This window comes from Salinicola lusitanus (assembly GCF_038648475.1).
GTDB lineage: Bacteria > Pseudomonadota > Gammaproteobacteria > Pseudomonadales > Halomonadaceae > Salinicola > Salinicola lusitanus.
On sequence record NZ_CP151919.1, the window covers coordinates 2042125 to 2057792 of the forward strand.

At 61.8% G+C, this 15668-nt stretch carries 12 protein-coding genes and 1 tRNA gene; 2 read left to right on the forward strand and 11 right to left on the reverse strand.

What is annotated here, in order from left to right:
- Window positions 1-7: 7 nt before the first annotated feature.
- Window positions 8-103: transfer RNA gene (locus AAGT95_RS09380), tRNA-Sec, on the forward strand.
- A gap of 744 nt (window positions 104-847) precedes the next feature.
- On the opposite strand, the gene AAGT95_RS09385 is transcribed toward AAGT95_RS09380, so the two are convergent.
- Window positions 848-2010 (reverse strand): IS3 family transposase gene (locus AAGT95_RS09385; RefSeq protein ID WP_342595547.1). Its coding sequence is split into 2 segments (ribosomal slippage): window positions 848-1755 and window positions 1755-2010, totalling 1164 coding nucleotides; the frame shifts between segments, so codons are not numbered across the junction.
- A 684-nt stretch (window positions 2011-2694) separates the two neighbouring features.
- Between AAGT95_RS09385 and AAGT95_RS09390 the strand changes: the two genes are divergently transcribed.
- Window positions 2695-2952 (forward strand): hypothetical protein, encoded by a 258-nt coding sequence (locus AAGT95_RS09390; protein ID WP_342596304.1) that lies wholly within the window; start codon window positions 2695-2697, stop codon window positions 2950-2952.
- A gap of 126 nt (window positions 2953-3078) precedes the next feature.
- On the opposite strand, the gene AAGT95_RS09395 is transcribed toward AAGT95_RS09390, so the two are convergent.
- The 10 genes from AAGT95_RS09395 to AAGT95_RS09430 all read right to left on the reverse strand — a co-directional run bounded on the left by AAGT95_RS09395 (window position 3079) and on the right by AAGT95_RS09430 (window position 15622).
- Window positions 3079-3846 (reverse strand): DNA adenine methylase, encoded by a 768-nt coding sequence (locus AAGT95_RS09395; RefSeq protein WP_342596305.1) that lies wholly within the window; start codon window positions 3844-3846, stop codon window positions 3079-3081.
- Complete coding sequence (locus tag AAGT95_RS21650; RefSeq protein WP_425356051.1) at window positions 3818-4012, reverse strand: Com family DNA-binding transcriptional regulator; 195 nt, start codon at window positions 4010-4012, stop codon at window positions 3818-3820. The genes AAGT95_RS09395 and AAGT95_RS21650 overlap by 29 nt, the downstream gene beginning before the upstream one ends.
- Window positions 4013-4163: 151 nt before the next feature.
- Window positions 4164-4601: a hypothetical protein gene (locus AAGT95_RS09400; RefSeq protein WP_342596306.1), complete on the reverse strand. Its 438-nt coding sequence runs from the start codon at window positions 4599-4601 to the stop codon at window positions 4164-4166.
- Window positions 4601-4927 carry a hypothetical protein gene (locus tag AAGT95_RS09405; RefSeq protein WP_342596307.1) on the reverse strand — a complete coding sequence of 109 codons (327 nt, stop codon included), beginning with the start codon at window positions 4925-4927 and terminating at the stop codon, window positions 4601-4603. Before AAGT95_RS09405 ends, AAGT95_RS09400 begins: the two co-directional genes overlap by 1 nt.
- A gap of 11 nt (window positions 4928-4938) precedes the next feature.
- Window positions 4939-6291 carry a hypothetical protein gene (locus tag AAGT95_RS09410; protein WP_342596308.1) on the reverse strand — a complete coding sequence of 451 codons (1353 nt, stop codon included), beginning with the start codon at window positions 6289-6291 and terminating at the stop codon, window positions 4939-4941.
- Between the two features lies 1 nt (window position 6292).
- The gene (locus AAGT95_RS09415) at window positions 6293-7162 is read right to left on the reverse strand and encodes a hypothetical protein (protein ID WP_342596309.1); all 870 of its coding nucleotides are present in this window, start codon (window positions 7160-7162) and stop codon (window positions 6293-6295) included.
- A complete protein-coding gene (locus AAGT95_RS09420; RefSeq protein WP_342596310.1) occupies window positions 7162-8610 on the reverse strand; it encodes a hypothetical protein in 1449 nt (482 codons plus the stop codon). Before AAGT95_RS09420 ends, AAGT95_RS09415 begins: the two co-directional genes overlap by 1 nt.
- Complete coding sequence (locus tag AAGT95_RS09425) at window positions 8607-14939, reverse strand: tape measure protein (protein WP_342596311.1); 6333 nt, start codon at window positions 14937-14939, stop codon at window positions 8607-8609. Before AAGT95_RS09425 ends, AAGT95_RS09420 begins: the two co-directional genes overlap by 4 nt.
- On the reverse strand, window positions 14940-15302 hold the full coding sequence (locus tag AAGT95_RS21655; protein ID WP_425356055.1) for a DUF1799 domain-containing protein: 363 nt from the start codon (window positions 15300-15302) through the stop codon (window positions 14940-14942).
- Window positions 15299-15622, reverse strand: coding sequence for a hypothetical protein (locus AAGT95_RS09430; RefSeq protein WP_342596312.1), 324 nt, complete (start codon window positions 15620-15622; stop codon window positions 15299-15301). Before AAGT95_RS09430 ends, AAGT95_RS21655 begins: the two co-directional genes overlap by 4 nt.
- Window positions 15623-15668 lie beyond the last annotated feature (46 nt).

A 15668-nucleotide genomic window follows, 5' to 3' on the forward strand; every position in this document is an offset into this window, starting at 1 on the left:
TCTCTCAGGAAGAGAATCGTTCCCCGGTGGGGCGCCAGGATTTCAACTCCTGTAGGGGCTGCCAGCAGTCTCTGGTGGGTTCGACTCCCACTCTCTTCCGCCATCGTCTTGGCTGCAGACGAGGAGTTCGTCCGGTGTCGGCGGTCGCCGGGTTCCAGCGCTTTGCCTCGTACCGGTGGTATGAGAACGGCCATTTTTCGGATGTTGCAAAAAATTACGTGTTTTGTTGAATACTCAGTTACTTATAAACGCATGATTAAGAACACTTAAGTTTTGTTATTAGCAAAAACGATCAAGATATCACGAGAAAAACGTTGGCGTGGCGACGATGAAGGTCCACTCTGACACTGCCCACTTAGCCAAGTGGCTCTCACCGCGAAGGAACGTGGGAGTGGGTTCTTCTCTCTTCTTACCCTTCTATCGGTTACCACGATTCGGTGGCATCGATATCTTGCTTCTCACCTGTAACCGCGCGGCGCATTTGGCACTGAAGCGCGCCGGATTTGGCACCATGCCTAAGTCTTGGAGCAGGGCACTTTAGCGGTCCATTTGGCACCACCCCAGGTTAGCCGACGATAGGGTCAGGATATTCTTTCCACGCCGAATACCTGCAAGTGATGCACTCAAGTACTTCGTCGTTCTCCATCATCACCGCTAGTTTCCCGTCCTCTTTACATCTTGGGCATATTGCATGGTTGGGCTCATAGGGCCCTGCCTGACGTTCATCGAGCCTGAGAACGAAATAGCCTCGCCTTGTTTGCTCGAGGTGATAGCGATCAAACCGCGCCTCTCTGGCCTGAGCCTCCCTTAGCTGCCTCACTTGATCCAGCAGGGCATGATGTAGTGGTCAACTAATTCCGGACAGTGAATTGAGTGTTGCTTCCGCTCGTGCGGGCGACATGCCGCCGTTGTACTGATGGGGTCGCTGTCGGTTGTAGCGCTCCATCAGATAGAAGCTGATATCTCGTAAAGCCTCTTGTGCTGACAGATAGCCGATCGCGGGCATCCACTCGCTCTTGTAGCTGCGGAACAGCCGCTCCATCGGTGCGTTATCCCAGCAGTTTCCACGACGGCTCATGCTCTGTTGTATCCGGTAGCGCCACAGTCGCTGACGGAAGACTCGGCTCGCATATTGACCGCCCTGATCTGAATGGAACAGCAGCCCCGGCGGCCTGCCTCGCTGCTCGAAGGCCCTGTCCAGCGCATTGATGACCAGGGCCGCGTCGGGGCGATTAGATAATGCCCATCCGACGACGCGTCGTGCATACAGATCCAGCACGACGGCCAGATAGTGCCAACGGTTCTGTACCCACACGTAGGTGATATCGCCACACCACACCTGATTGGGCGCGGTGACAGTAAACTGACGGTTCAGGCGGTTGGGAATATCGGGTCGCTCGACCGTCGCCCGTCGGTAGGCCGGTGGTCGCGGCTGTTGGCATATCAGATCCATCTCCTGCATCAGACGTCGGACCTTGAATCGTCCCACGTCGGCCCCGGATTCCCGCATCTGCATCATGATCGTTCGGCTACCCGCGGAACGCCGGCTCTGGTTGAACAGCTCTCTAACGGTTGCGCGCAACGTCAACCGCTCGATATCGACGCGAGATCGGCGAAGGCGATGTTCGTAATAGCTCGAACGTGCAATGCCAAAGGCGCTACAGACCATATTCACAGGCGCCTGCTCACTCAACTGGTCTATCAGCGCGTACGATCGAGATCGTCCGACATCAAGAGAGCGGTAGCCTTTTTTAGTATCGCTTTCTCCCGCTCCAGCCGGTTGATGCGGCTCTCGAGTTCCTGGATTCGCTGCTGCTCGGGCCTCAGCGCTTTTGACTTTGGCGTGACACCACCGCGCTCTGCCCGGAGCTGATCTATCCAGCGTCTCAGAGGCGTTTCGCCGACATCGACGGCGCGAGCGGCTTGAGCCACGGAGTAGCCCTGGTCAAGTACGAGCCCAGCGGCTTCCCGCTTGAACTCGGTGGAGAATGAACGACGTTTTCTGGCCATGGATCACCTCTACTTTGGTGGCGACGATACCACCTAAATGGGTGTCCGGTTTTAGTGAACCACTACATGATGCTCCTGAAGCACTTCCGTAAGGGTGAACTGTGCTGAGGTCAGCCGTTCCATGATGTCGCTGACCGCTGCGTTCAAAGCTGCTGCGTCGTTGACGTCTTTAGCGGCTCTAGCTGTGTCGTAAGCCGTGCGAAGCGCTGTCAGTGCTGCACCTATCTCCACCATCTCTCATCCCCTGGTTTCATCAGCCCGAGTCCACTTCTTAACATACCGAACGTCGCACCATCGTAGGTAGCAGCGCCGCCGGATCTCGGCCTCGACCTCCTCAACGTAAAAGACATTTCTTCGCAGCACCGCCACGCCTCGATTGCTGTCAGCTCTCGAAGGTTACTGGACATACCCATATTTTTGTTGCCAAAGTGTAACCTCATCGCTTGATAGGCGATCACCTCAACCTAGAAAATGGGTAGGACTGTTATGACTTGGACTTGTGACTCTTGCGGTGGACCTATAAACGAAGCTGAGGACGGATGGGTAGAATGGCTGCACCAAGCGCTTCCCAACGGCGAAAGCACGCCCTCGCATTCCCTTCGTCTAGTACACGCTCGACTTGCTTCGCCTCGTAGTCAAGGGTGCCAGTACGACACTGATCAAGCGTACCGGCAGGGGGGGAATATGGTTTCTGACTTGGGGCTTGATTTTTTTGCGACTCCCGACGGACTGATGGTTCTGCTACAAAATCTGTCTGATAGTGAGTTCCAGAACCCCGAGGAGGTGCTGGAAATGATAAAACGCTTACACGTACCAAATTATGAGCAAGCTCAACCATTTATGAACCAAGCCGTCTCTGAAGGAGTGATCGAGCGTAATACCAAACCGGGTTACGAATTTCAGGGCGATCTTGTCGCTGTTAGAAAGTGGAAAGGAGTCTGAAGGCTATAGGCCGGCAGTGTTTTTGCACTGCCGGTGTTCCTAGAGCGAAGCGTGGCGCTGAGGGACGTTACATGGAGCGCCCACAATAGCCGCATAGCCCTCGTTCAATCGGCAGTTATCATTGCCCTAGAAAAGCCCCGCCGGCTCGGCCTCCACATCCCAACTGAAGATCAGCACCTCGCGAGCCTCCTGGCCCTTACCGCCACCCACTGTATACCTGATGTCGGTCGTCTCGATGTGGTAGCCAGCGAAAACGCGACGGATGTCGGGATGGTCGTTCAGCGAGATGATCGCCTTGCCCTTGAGCCTACCGAGGATATCGGCCATCTGCTCGTATTCTTCGATGCCAAAGGGAACGCCATAACCCTCGGTCTGCCAGTACGGCGGGTCGAGGTAAAACAGCGTGTGGGGGCGGTCGTATCGGGCGATGCAGTCTTGCCAGCTCAGGTGCTCAATGTAGGTGCTGGCCAGCCGCAGGTGCGCGGCTGACAGCGATTCCTCCAGTCTTAGCAGGTTGAGCCCCGGCGGTGTGGTGGTGGCGGTGCCGAATGTCTGGCCCTCGATGCGAGCGCCGAAGGCGTTCTGCTGCAGGTAGTAGAAGCGCGCGGCGCGTTGGATGTCCGTCAGCGTCTCGACGCGGGTCAGCTTCAGCCACTCGAATACCTGCCTGCTCGAGAGCGCCCACTTGAATTGCCTGACGAACTCTTCCAGATGGTTCTGGACGACCCGGTAGAGGTTCACCAGATCGCCGTTGATGTCGTTCAACACCTCGACCTGCGCGGGTTGAGCACGCAGGAAGAAGAGGGCCGCACCGCCGGCGAAGGGTTCCACGTAGCACTCATGGGCGGGCATTAGAGGGAAGATCCTATCGGCCAGCCTTCGCTTGCCGCCCATCCACGGGATTATCGGTTGAGCCACGATTTTGCATCCTGTTTGGCATGGAGCTCGTGGCTCTCTGGGTATGGAGTCGCCCGCAGCGCGGGCACTTGATTTCGATGGTGTCGAATCGGCTGGCGCGTGCCAGCAGCTTGCTACAACCGCTACAGCGGATCGCTTTCATTCATCCAGGCCTTCTGTCGATCTAACGTTTCGCCTAGACTCCCGCGTGCATCGCGCGATGCGGGGAGCCCTGGCCGACACGCAGGCTGGATCTGCTGTTGGGGTCGCCGGTGGTGTGTCCGCACCTCCGGCGATCGCTCCTCTTCCCCGGCCTAGCTGGCCGTCAAACTCTCCCAGGTCACCGCGAGCGCCGCCTCCGGCGTCTGGGCGTCCTGTATTGCCCACTCGCCGCGTTGCCGTGTGCCGGTGAACGTCTGCCAAGCGATGAACGCCTCGGCGCGGGCGAGCACTGCGGCGACGAGCTGCTCGAGCGTCTCGGTGCCGGTGTTACCATTGCGCCCCGCGAGGATTGCTTCCAAAGCCGGTGTTTGGGGCGCGTCGTCCGGCTTGTCGGCGTCCTGCCACGCACGATAGGCATTGGCCTCGGTCTGTTGGGTGCCCCAGCTTAGCCGCTCGATTTCCGGATACTCCCGGAGCAGCGGGCTAGCGGCGGCTTCGTAGCTGTCGTTCAGTCGCCTGAGCGCGCGGGCTCGAGCTTCCGCTAGCCGATCAGTGGAGGAAGGGGGCGGTGTGTGGGTAAAGCTGCCCATTAGATTTCAACCTCTCGTGTAGACCGCTGAACACTCCAAGCTTCGAAAGCTTCCCGGAATGCATCGTCAGTTTCGAACGCTGTTCTGGCTGGTTCCGGCCCATAGGGTGAAATGACCACCACGGTTAGCGAGCCGCTATCGCATGAAGCGCTCTCGATGGGAACGAATGGCAGTGTGTCGGAGGTGAAGTCATGAAAGACGCCGTCGCTGGCCCCCGTGAAATCGAATGTGTCACGCTGCCCGTTGACCTCGATAATCAGACGTTCCCCTTCACGGTGATATGTGACGGCGTCGTCACTCCGCACGGGTGATAGCAGTAGCTTCATAGCTTCTCCGTTTAGCGAGCGATACCGATCGCCATCCAGGCAGTTTTAGGGAACGAGTCCGTCGTCTCAAACTCGGAGGTGTCCGGCGCCCAGAACGCCAGATGGGCGTTATACCCATTGTTTGCGAGCCCCCCGGCAGGAATTGCCTGGTTGAACTTCGTGCCTCGGCTTCCCCAGTCCGGCAGAACGCAGACCGACCCCGTGTCATTTGCGAAGGGGGCGGGCATCGTTTTATAGAGCCTGCAGCGCAGGCGGGTGTCGTAGGGAATCGTGTCTACACCTCGGCAGATGAGCGTCCCATCCGCGAACTTGGTGTAGCTGCCGTTTTCGTTTTCTCCGGACTCGACAATTGCGCCAGACAATGGATCGGATACATCACCAACAGCGGTAGCGGAGCTTACCGAGCGAATCCAATTGATTGTGTCCGAATTCTGTCTCTGAACAGCGTTGAATTTACGCCCAGCGTTGTCGGTGTAATCAAACTCTTTGAATTGATAGCTGCCGCTGGAAGTTGCGCGCACAGAGATAACAGCTGTAGTCCCACCTGACTCAGGGGCATTCACCGGCTTGCTGCTATAGCAGCAATATGTAGCGTCAACGAAAGGGAGGCTTGCCAAGTCGTCAGCATCGGTCAGCCTCACACCATGTGAACCCACCCCAAACGCCCCGACCTCCATCAGGTTGCCGGCTTCGGTACCCACATTCCGCGTCGCCGCCGTTCCCACCTCATTCGGCAGCCCCGAGCCCCTGGCATGCATGATCTTTTCGGCATCGACACTGGCTGCCGCCGATTGCGCGGCTTCGCGATCGGCGGCCGTTGCTTGGCGATCTTCTCCGGTCTGCTGGCGATCGGCGGCCGTGGCCTCGGCGGCGGCGTTCGTTGCGGTGCGATCCTCTCCGGTCTGCTGGCGATCGGCGGCCGTAGCCTCGGCGGCAGCGGCTGTCGCGGTGCGATCCTTGCCGGTCTGCTGGCGATCGGCGGCCGCAGCCTCGGCAGCAGCGGTCGTTGCCTGGCGGTCCTCGCCGGTCTGCTGGCGATCAGCGGCGGTAGCTTCGGCATCGGCTTTTGTGGCTTCGCGATCTAGTCCGGTCTGTTGCCGATCGGCGGCCGTGGCTTCCCGCGCCCCGGCGATGGCATCCCGGTCCTCTCCGGTCTGCTTGCGATCAGCGGCCACTTGGTCGGCCAGCGTCTGCGCCAACGCTGCTTGCTGTTTCGCTGTGCGGGCCACGGCCACGGTGTTGGCCAGGGCGGGAACGAAGCGCAGGCGGTGGCCACCGGCAGCGAGGCCGGTGTCTGGGTTGGCGTCGTCGGTGACGACGAGGCCGTCACCGCCTAGGTCTTCGGGGAATATGACTTCTGCCATGTCAGAGGATCTCCAGCAGTTTCATGCTGTTGGTGTGCGTGAATTCATAGGGCTGGGCGAGCGGATCGAGCTGCTGCTGTCGCGCCAGAAACGTCCGGGCGAAGTTTTCCGGTCGGGCCGCCAGATTGAAGGCGTAGACGACCTCCCCATGGGTACCCAGCACGCGCTGCAGCGAGTAGAGACGCTGGTACGCCTCTTCCTCGGAGAGCCAATCCAGGCTGAACGTCGCGGTACGCCGCTGGCGCTTGACGTCGGCGTACTCGGTGCGATCGCCGGCCTCGGCGAATTCGGTGGCGTTGTCGAAGCCATGTTGGATGCCGAATGAGACGTTGACGTCCGGCTGCCAGGCGTCGGCGAGGAAAACGCGACCGAAGCGAACCGCGCCCTCCGGGTTGCCGGCGTCGTCGATCTCGACGCGCACGCTCTGGGCGAGCTGGACGTCGTCTGAGAAAACCGTCAGCAGCGGCGTATAGAGGGCGCGGTCATCCTCGGCGATGGTGCCGAGCCAGTAGTTGTCGTATTCCCACTCCAGCTCGCTGGTGGCAAAGAGCTGCGGCCATACGGTCTGCCAGGCGCTGTCCCAGAGTGGAAACTGCTGCTCGACATCGCCATAAATGCGCACGCGGTAGCGCGCCGGCGCGCTGAACGAGTGGGCGGCAATGGCCAGGCACTGGATCGGCCGCGGCTTGTCGAGCGTGATATCGAACCAGGTCGATTCAGGTGTGGCATCGACGCTCTTACAGCGTACGGCCAGCGTCGAGTCCTGGGCCAAGGCCAGCGGCAGGCCGGCTAGCCAGGCGCCGCCGGAGAGCGATGCCTTGTCGACCAGGTTGGGCCAGCACAGGGTGATCTTGTCGGGATTCAGTGCCATCAGCCCCAGAGCTCCAGTGTGAGACGCCCGGTGCGGGCGTTGATCTGCTGGCCAAGCACCAGCATGGTTCGGCCGGCGGCGTAACCCTGACGCGGGGTGACGATCTCGACGCCGGCGCCGATCTCGAGACGATGGCGAGCGACGCGCCCCTCGAGCGTCACGCGATCGCGGCGCACGCTGACCAGCTCCAGAATCGCCTCGGCGGCCGCCTGAGCATCGGCGAGATCCCGCAGGCAGGAGTCGATCTCCAGTTCGCCAGCGAGGGGATGGCGCTCGAGCACGTCGGGCCGCTCGGCGATCGCTTCGCGGTACTGCCGGCCAAGCCGGCCGCGGCGGCCCTCATCGACGGCGCCGGCGAGGTCGGTCTGCGTTGTCTCGAGACGATCGGCCCGCACCGTGACCCGCCAGATCGGCAGCCCATCGCTGCTGGCGCCAGCCGCTTTACGATCGAGCGATAGGATCTCGTGGTCCTGGATCTTCGCTGGCGAGCCGTCTGACTGAGTGAGGGGCACTTCGAGCCGTGCCGCGCGCAGCGTCCCTGCGGCGTCGATACGCCACCAGGCACCGGCGGCAACGAGCCGGTCGAGCAGCGCCGCCGTGTCGGCGGTATCGGTAACATAGAGCCCGACGCTGCCCATGCCCGAGAGCGCGGACGTATCGCATGGCTGATCGACTTCGTCGCAGAGCATGGCAATCACGGCGTCGATGCCGGTGTCGGCGGTGCGAGCGTCACAGGTCAACGTACCGACGGGGCTGTCACCCAAGCGCAGGTAGCCGCGCCAGGCTCGCCACTCACCGGCGGCAGGCGCGGTGCTTTGCAGCTGCGTCAGTGAGCTGTAGGCCGCTCCAGCCGTTAGTTTGGCGCCCTTGTCGTAGACGCTGGTGACCGTGCAATTATCTCGGCTGCTGATCTGATAGATAAGCTTGGCAGTGTTGACTAGCGTCGGCTGGGCGTTGCGCACGTCGCCATAGACGCGAGGCTTGGGCTGGCCCTGGATATCGTCGGCCGTGCCTTCGACGCCCTCCGGCAGCGTGTTGGTACCGGCATAGGTCTGATACGGATGCGGACGCTGCAACAGCGCCTGGGGCGCGCGCAGCTTGAGCGATACCTCGTTGCGCTGGTAGGTGAGCCCGGCGGCGGTGCCGCGCAGGATCTCGGTCACGCCCGTTTCGGTCGCCAGCGACAGCACCACGGCGCGACCATCCACGGCGTAGTCGACCAGGTAATCCAGGCCGCCATCGGTGTTGATCAACGTTGTTTCGCCGAAGCCGGAGCGATCGACACTAACGATCTCGCCGGCGTAGAGCCCGGCCTGGTAGAGCCCCGGTTGTTGGATGCGTGGCAGATAAAGCGTGTCGTCCGGCGCGTCATAAGCGCCATCGGAGAAACGCAGCACGCAGGGCTGGTTGTCCGGGTCGCGGGCTTCGATGGTGAGTAGCCAGGTCATGACATGGCCCCCATCCGCTCGCGATCATCCATGCTCTCATTGGTACCTGCGATGCGCTCCAGTTGCCGAATGGATCGCTGATGTCCCGCCTGAGCGACCCGAACGCCGGCAGCGCCGTGAGATTCGAGACGCTTCAGCAACTCGGTATTTTCAGCGGTAAGTTGGGCCAGCCGGCGGAGTAAGCCTTCGACTTGAGCGTTGCTGGTCGGCGGCTGTGAGGTCGGTGGCAGCGACACCATCTTGCCGCTGAGGAATTCCCGCACCGCCGGTGCTTCATCGGCCGTGGCGACCAGCTCGCCCCGGTGCAACTCCGCGCGATAGCCATCGAACGGCACGTACGAGAGCCCATCGGCGTGGCTGCCGTCGTACTGCTCGACCTGCTTGAGCTTCGCGATCTCCTTGGCCAGCTTGTCGATCTGTTTCTGGTAGTCGCGGATATCGTTCTTGGCGTCGTCCATGACGTCGCCGAATCGATCCAGGTCGCGGTTGATGTCGGAGACGCTGTCTATGGCCTTGTAGTCGAACGAGGTGCCGTAGTAGCTGTTCAGAGCCTTCTGCATCTCCGTCCAGACATCATCCAGGTCTTGCACGCCGTTGGAGTCGTAACCGGCCTTGTAGGTCTTGCCGCCGTACTCGATCTCGTAGCGGTTACGGGAATCGCCGACGCCATACCAGTCGGTCTCGTCTAACGCCAACTGCTTGTAGTCGCCTTTACCGGTCTGGGATTGGTAGAGATCGATGAAGTCCTTCATCGAGTACCAAAGCTTCCCGACGTTGTGCTTTTCGGCACTATTCCCCGACGTTTTGAGACCTCCGTCATACCAGGCGTTCTCGTCACCGATGTAGCCGGTATAGCCCTTATAGGAGCGATCCATGTCATCGAACGAGGAGGACGCTGCGCTGAACCGGTTCTCCTTGTAGGCGGCCGCGCTTCGGTCTTCGTAGAGGCCAAGCCGGGTCTGGTCCGCATCGTCGTAGCGGGACTGCTCACGGTCCAGCTTCGACTCGATGCTGGTGAGCTGGCGCTCGAGCTCGGCGCGCTGCTTGGCCGCTGCTTCGGCTTCCTGTCGGGCCTTCTCGATCCGCGCCAGCTCTTCCTGCGCCACGCCCAGTGCACCGATCGCGTCGCGGAGTGAAACCATGTTCGAGTTGAGGGTAATGAACTGGTCGGTGCTGCGCGCCATCTCAGACGTCAGGTTTGTGAGCCGCTCGAGCTGCTCCAGCGAGCGCTCTTCGATCGACCCGGTGTTGTTGCCCACCTTGTCGGTCGATGCCTTCACCGCCTCTAGCGCCGATATCTGGCCATCACCATCCGTGTCGAGCTGACGAAAGATCTGCTGCAGCTGCGAATCGCTGGCCAGCCCTTTGAAATACTTCCCGAATTCTCCGTAATCGATCAGCCCGTCCAGCGACGAGTCGATCTTGTCGAACATCGGATTCAGCGCGCCGCCGATACCGCGTGCCAGCCCGCCGAGCCGGGCGTTGGCGACTTCCTGCGCATCCAGCAGGCCGTCGCCGTTGGCATCGGTGGCGCGGATCAGCGCCTGGATCTCCGCATCGGTCGCGATCGGAGAGAGCGCGGAACGTACCTGGTGCTCCGTCAGCGCCTTGTTGCCGTTGGCCCGCAGCTGGGAGCCGAGCACGTTAGCCAGGGTCGCGTCCGTGGGCATGCCGGAGACGATGACCGATTCCAGCCCGGAGACGATGTCGTCACCGTTGAGATCCAGCGCCCGGATCATCGCGTCGAGCTGGCGATCGGTGGCCTTGCCGTTCATCACCAGCTTGAGCTGGTCGCGGGTCAGCACGCCGTCGATACCGCCTGCTAGGGTCGCGAAGTAGCCAGCCAGCTCGGTACCGATGGAGGCCGGGTTATCCCCACGCAGCACATCGGCGAGCTTCGTGGTGATGCCGTCGGTTTGCTCGATCAGCGCCTGCTTGATCTCGTCAGCGATATACTCCTCGGCAGACACCTGGTCGGGCAACTCGCCAAGCGCGTCGAGCACTTCATCGCGGATGCGTTGATAGCCGGAGCCTGAGCCGTAATACGACTGGCCGGCCTGCTGGTAGCGGTCGGCGTACTGGGTAATCGAGTTGAGCGCGTCGCGGTCGCCATTCTCGGCAAGTGCCAATTGGCGTGCGAATTGGGCCTGCGCTTCCTGCAAATTGACGCTTGGTGAGCCGCCGGTGGCGGTCTGCTGGTCGATCCAGGCGCTGATATTGCCCAAGGTGCCGTCGAGCTGGCTCGAGGCCTGCTCGAGCGCGGAGCGATAATCGGCGCTGGCCTGGCGGGCGTCCTGGAGCGCGGACTGCTCGTCTTGCAATGCCCAGATGCGCTCCTGGATCGGTCGCAGGCTCTCGTCGATCGTTTCCAGCTCTTGCTGGCGCTGCAGGTTCAGTGCCTCCTGGTCGCGGCCGGCGAGCTGCAAGAGCGTGACCTGCTGATCGAAGGCCTGGCTGGCGAAGGTCTCATACGCCTGGCGCACGGCGTCTTTGGCACTCTCGACCTGCGATTTGGCGGCCGCCTGCAGATCCTCGAGCGACTGTGTAGTCTCCTGGATCGGACCGGAGATCTCGGCGAAGGCGCCGGCGACGCTCATCAACTCGGCGTATGTCTTGCGGCCAGCTTCGGTATTGAGGTCGAGCGATTCCACGACGTCGCGGAACTGCTCGCGGGTCGAGGCGGCGGAGAGCCCCACGGTCTGGAGCACCGGGGTTAGCTGCTCGATCGCACGCTGCTGGCGCTCGGCATCGGTGAAGAAATTTTGATAGTAGGTCTGAGCCTGGCTCTGCAGGTTCTCTAGCCCGCCCGTGAGCTGAGCGAGATCCAGCGACGCCTCGACGGCCTGATCGCCCATCTTGTCGAAGGTCAGGTTGAGCTCATCCGTGATCGCGGAGACGGCGGCGTGGGCCGAGACGCCGGCGGTAATCTGGGAGAGCGCGTCGTCGATGGAGAGGTTCGTATCTTCGACGACTTGTGAGGCATAGGCACGAACGTTCCCTGACAGCCCATCGATCAACTTGTTGAGCTGCAATGCGCCGGCCAGTGCGGTCGACCACTCCTCGGTATTGTCGTTCGTGAGTTCCGGCACGCGCTCGAGTAGCGCTTTCTCGACGCCGTCGGATGCTTGGCCATCCAGCGTGCGTAACAGCCGCTCATAGCGCTTTGCGAACACCTCGCCGACGTTCGACTCGTTGATCTTCCAGCCGGAGGCGAAGTCGTCGGTGACGGCCTTGCGCTGCACCTCGGTCATCGCGTCCGACAGCACGCCATCGATCTGCTCGAACGCGTCGAGCATGTTGAGAATGTCCTCGGGCTCGGTCTTGACCTTGTCGAGGATCGTGAATGTGCCAAATGCCGTATCCGCGTGGTAATCGCGATACTCGTTGTCGCCGTTGGAGCCCAGCCCGCCTTGCCAGCCTTTGACCTTTGCCTTGCGACCGGAACCGAACAGCGAATCGACCATCCCGCCCAGTGTCGAGCCGGCGAACGCCCCGATCGGACCGCCAAAGTAGGTGCCGACCGCGCCACCGATGGTGGAACCCCATTGCGAGTTGGCCTGCTTGCCGAACAGTGATGATCCCAGCTTCGTCCCAACCTGGCTGCCTGCATAACCGGCCCCCAGAGATGCGATGCCATTCATACCACTGAAGTTGGAGAAGGAGCCGCCGAACTGTCCGCCGCTAGTTGCGACTTGGGAGCCAAAGCCTTGAGCGTAAGACGTCGCGCCGGTCGGCGCTCCGGTCCAGTCGATCGCTCCGAAGCCGTCGGTGATGCCCTGGTAGATCGTCTTGCCCAGACTGGTGAGATCCATGCCGCCACCGCCGAGACCGCCCATGCCATCGGCGGCGGCCGTTCCGGTACCGGCGAGCGATAGCCCCAGAGACGCGGTGATCTTGCGCGTGGTGTAGGCGTGGATGATCTCGGCCAGCGTCGAGATCGCGACCTGCTTGAACGCATCGAACGTGTTCTTGCTGCCGCTGATCACGTTCTCCCAGAAGTCGACGAAGGCGTCGTCGGTGCGCTCAAGGCTTCGCTTGAGCGTTGTCTCGAGCACGGTCATCTCGCGCGTGACCGCCTCCGCCGCGTTGCTGCCGTCCAGGCCATAGACCTGGGCGGCATCGCCGGCGTTCTGGTAGGCCAACTGGAGTTTGTCGACCAACTCGAAATAGCGGTCGAACGTGATGGCGCCCTGAGACACCGCCTGGTTGAGCAGTTGCGTGTCTGCCTGGAAGTCGCGCTGTGACTTGGCGACCGGGTCGAGCTTATCGAGCAAGCCCTGTAGGGCGTTGTCGTAGGCGCTCGTTTGCTTAGCCAGGGTCGCGACCGAGGTAGACGTCTGGTCAGCCGTCTCACCGGTATCGAACAGCCACTGATCCAGCGTCTTGAAGATCTTGACCCCGGATGTCGCCGAGGTTTGGATGCGAGCGACCTGCTCATCGAAGTCGTCAAGGCCTTGCTGGAGGGTCGCGACGACGGACTTCGCCTCCGCCAGCTGCGGGCTCAGCTTCTGGCGTTCAAACCAGGCCGAGCCGGCTCGGCCCTGGTTGGTGATCATCTGATCGCGGTTCTGCTTCTCCAGCGCCGAGAATTGCTTCTGCAGCTTCTCGGCTTCGATCCGGGCCTCGACCAGATCCTGCACCAGCGACGCTCGCTTGTTATGGACCTGTGCCTCGGTCAGACCATCCAGACTGCCGGTTAGCTGATCGACTTTCGTCTTCGCGTCATTGGCTTTCTTGCTGACGAAGCCCAGTTCTTCCCGGAAGGCGTAAAGCGCACCCACGGCGATCAATGCAGCACCCGCGGGGCCGCCAATCAACGCCAAGGCTGCCGAAGCACCACGCGCCGCTGCAGCCATCGTAGTGGCGGCAGCGCTAGAGGCACGCATCGCCCCTGTGTATGCCCCTTGGGCCACGGTTGCAGCTCGCGTTGCAGCCGCCTGTTCAGCCGAGGCCAAGGTCGCCGCGCGACTGGCGGACGTCACTGCCGCTTCTGTCTGGGTCAGCTTTGCGTTGGCGGCGGTTAGCTGGGTCGTAACCAGCATCTCGGAACGTCGCAGCTCCGCCATCCGAGCGATCGAGCGCTGGCGACCGGTCGCGGAAATTTGCGCCTGTAACCGCTGCGCTTCCAGCTCACGCTCCGCAACCAGCGAGGCCCTTACCTGGGCAAGGTTGGCGGCGTTGTTGGCCGCGTCCTGACGGGCGGAGAGGGCTCGGCGTGCGGCCAACGAGGCGTTGTTGGCCTCCGCCGTCTTCTCCGCCGCCGCCGTGCGGGCCAGGGCCAGTTGGCGACCCGCTTCGGCGGCGGATGCATCACGTTGGGCTTGGGTATCACGGACGGTGGCGATGGTACGGGCTGCATATCCTGCTGCTGAGCTGGCCAACGCGCCCGCGACTCGACCGCCGTAGAGGGTGGCAAGCACCGTAGCGATAGTGACCAGCTCGTCCATATGACCGACCAGGCCGAGCACGGCATCGCCCGTGAGGTGGACAGCGCCGCTGACTTGATCACTGGTTCCCACCCACTGGATCATCTCGTTGCGAGCCACGGCCATCTTCTGGCCAAACGAGGCAATCGACCCGCCGAAGGTCTCATCGATCGCCGCGCTGGCCTTTTCCAGCGCGTTGACGACGATCTCTGCGGTGATGCCGCCGGATGCCGCGAACTCACGCAGCTCGCCGAGCGTCATGTTCAGCGAGTCAGCGATTGCGTACATGATCGCCGGGGCTTGCTCCGAGACGGAATTGAACTCGTCTCCGCGCAGGGCGCCAGCAGCCAACCCCTGGGACAACTGTACGATCGCGGCAGACGCTTCCTCTGCGGTGGCACCGGAAACCGCGAACGACTTATTGATCGTCTCGACCAGGCTATAAGTGCGCTCATAGCCGAGATTGAGCTTGGTTGTCGCTCGGGTCAGGCGGGCATAGAGGTTGGCGGTGGACTCGTAGGATGTTCGGGTGTCATTGGCGATCGCCATCAGCCGTTGTTGGCTGGCGATCAGTCGCTCGTTGCTGTCCGAGACCGTGCGGATCTGGTTGGTGGTATTGGTCCATGCGTCCGAATAGCCGATTACCTCACGAACCGAAATCGCCCCACCCAAGGCGAGTAGCGAGTTGCGGGCGAGGTCGCTGACACGGTTGAGTTCCGTGACCTCACGATTGACACCGCGCACGCTGCGGCCGGTACGATCGAAAGCGGCCGATGACTGACGCCCTGAGCGATCCGATGTCGCCCCGAACTCGCGGACCTCACCGGAGGCGTCACGCAGCGTGCCGGAGAGATGGCGACCATCCCCGCGCAGGGTGACTTTGAGAGTGAGGTTGTCAGCCATCTAGCCTTTCGCCTTGTTCATCTCATTGAGCGCGCCGCGCTCGAGCAGCCGGATCTGTTGTAGGCGGTCACGGCCTTCGTCGGGTGGCACAGCGTGGATTTGCATGACCACGTAAACCGCGCTGTAATCCAGCCCGGTCAGCCCCCCCATCGGGGCCTGGCGCCATTGGGTCGAGCAGTCGAGGAACAGCTCCAGCGCGTCCCAGTTCTCCGGTAGTACCTCGAATTCGTCGGCCGTTGATTCGTCCAGCTCCTCTGGCTCATCCGGTAGCCGAACGCCGAGCTCCGCCGCTTCCGCGCGAAACTCGGCCTCCGATCGTGAAGCCCGGTCAGCACCGGCCCAGAAACGGCCGGCGTCGATCAGGTTCTGGGCCGGTTCTTTTTTGCGATCGACTCGTGGTAAGCACCCACGGTGGCGGCGGAGAGTGCCGGGTCATTCTTCACAGCTTCCAGCAGCTCGTTGCCGGCGAGCGGCTGGCCATCCTCGCCACCGATCTCGATCTCGCTAACGCTGGTCAGCACGGCATCCAGCAGCGTGGTGTCTTCCGGCAGTTCCTTGGCTTGGTCGTGGGGTAGCACCCTGAAGTGCGCCTTGAACTTGCCGGTCTGCTCCTTGCCCTCGGCGTCGTAGACGGTGGCGGTTACGGGGTATTGATAAGTGCGGTTGCGGTTGACCTTGAACACGGGCATAGCTCCTGAAATGTCTGAATCGTTCGGACTGGCCTTCCCA

Bases quoted from the DNA above. Each gene is read 5' to 3' on its own strand.
- AAGT95_RS09390 (WP_342596304.1), top strand. From the start codon at position 2,695: ATGGTTTCTGACTTGGGGCTTGATTTTTTTGCGACTCCCGACGGACTG.
- AAGT95_RS09395 (WP_342596305.1), bottom strand. From the start codon at position 3,846: ATGGGCGGCAAGCGAAGGCTGGCCGATAGGATCTTCCCTCTAATGCCC.
- AAGT95_RS21650 (WP_425356051.1), bottom strand. From the start codon at position 4,012: ATGAAAGCGATCCGCTGTAGCGGTTGTAGCAAGCTGCTGGCACGCGCC.
- AAGT95_RS09400 (WP_342596306.1), bottom strand. From the start codon at position 4,601: ATGGGCAGCTTTACCCACACACCGCCCCCTTCCTCCACTGATCGGCTA.
- AAGT95_RS09405 (WP_342596307.1), bottom strand. From the start codon at position 4,927: ATGAAGCTACTGCTATCACCCGTGCGGAGTGACGACGCCGTCACATAT.
- AAGT95_RS09410 (WP_342596308.1), bottom strand. From the start codon at position 6,291: ATGGCAGAAGTCATATTCCCCGAAGACCTAGGCGGTGACGGCCTCGTC.
- AAGT95_RS09415 (WP_342596309.1), bottom strand. From the start codon at position 7,162: ATGGCACTGAATCCCGACAAGATCACCCTGTGCTGGCCCAACCTGGTC.
- AAGT95_RS09420 (WP_342596310.1), bottom strand. From the start codon at position 8,610: ATGACCTGGCTACTCACCATCGAAGCCCGCGACCCGGACAACCAGCCC.
- AAGT95_RS09425 (WP_342596311.1), bottom strand. From the start codon at position 14,939: ATGGCTGACAACCTCACTCTCAAAGTCACCCTGCGCGGGGATGGTCGC.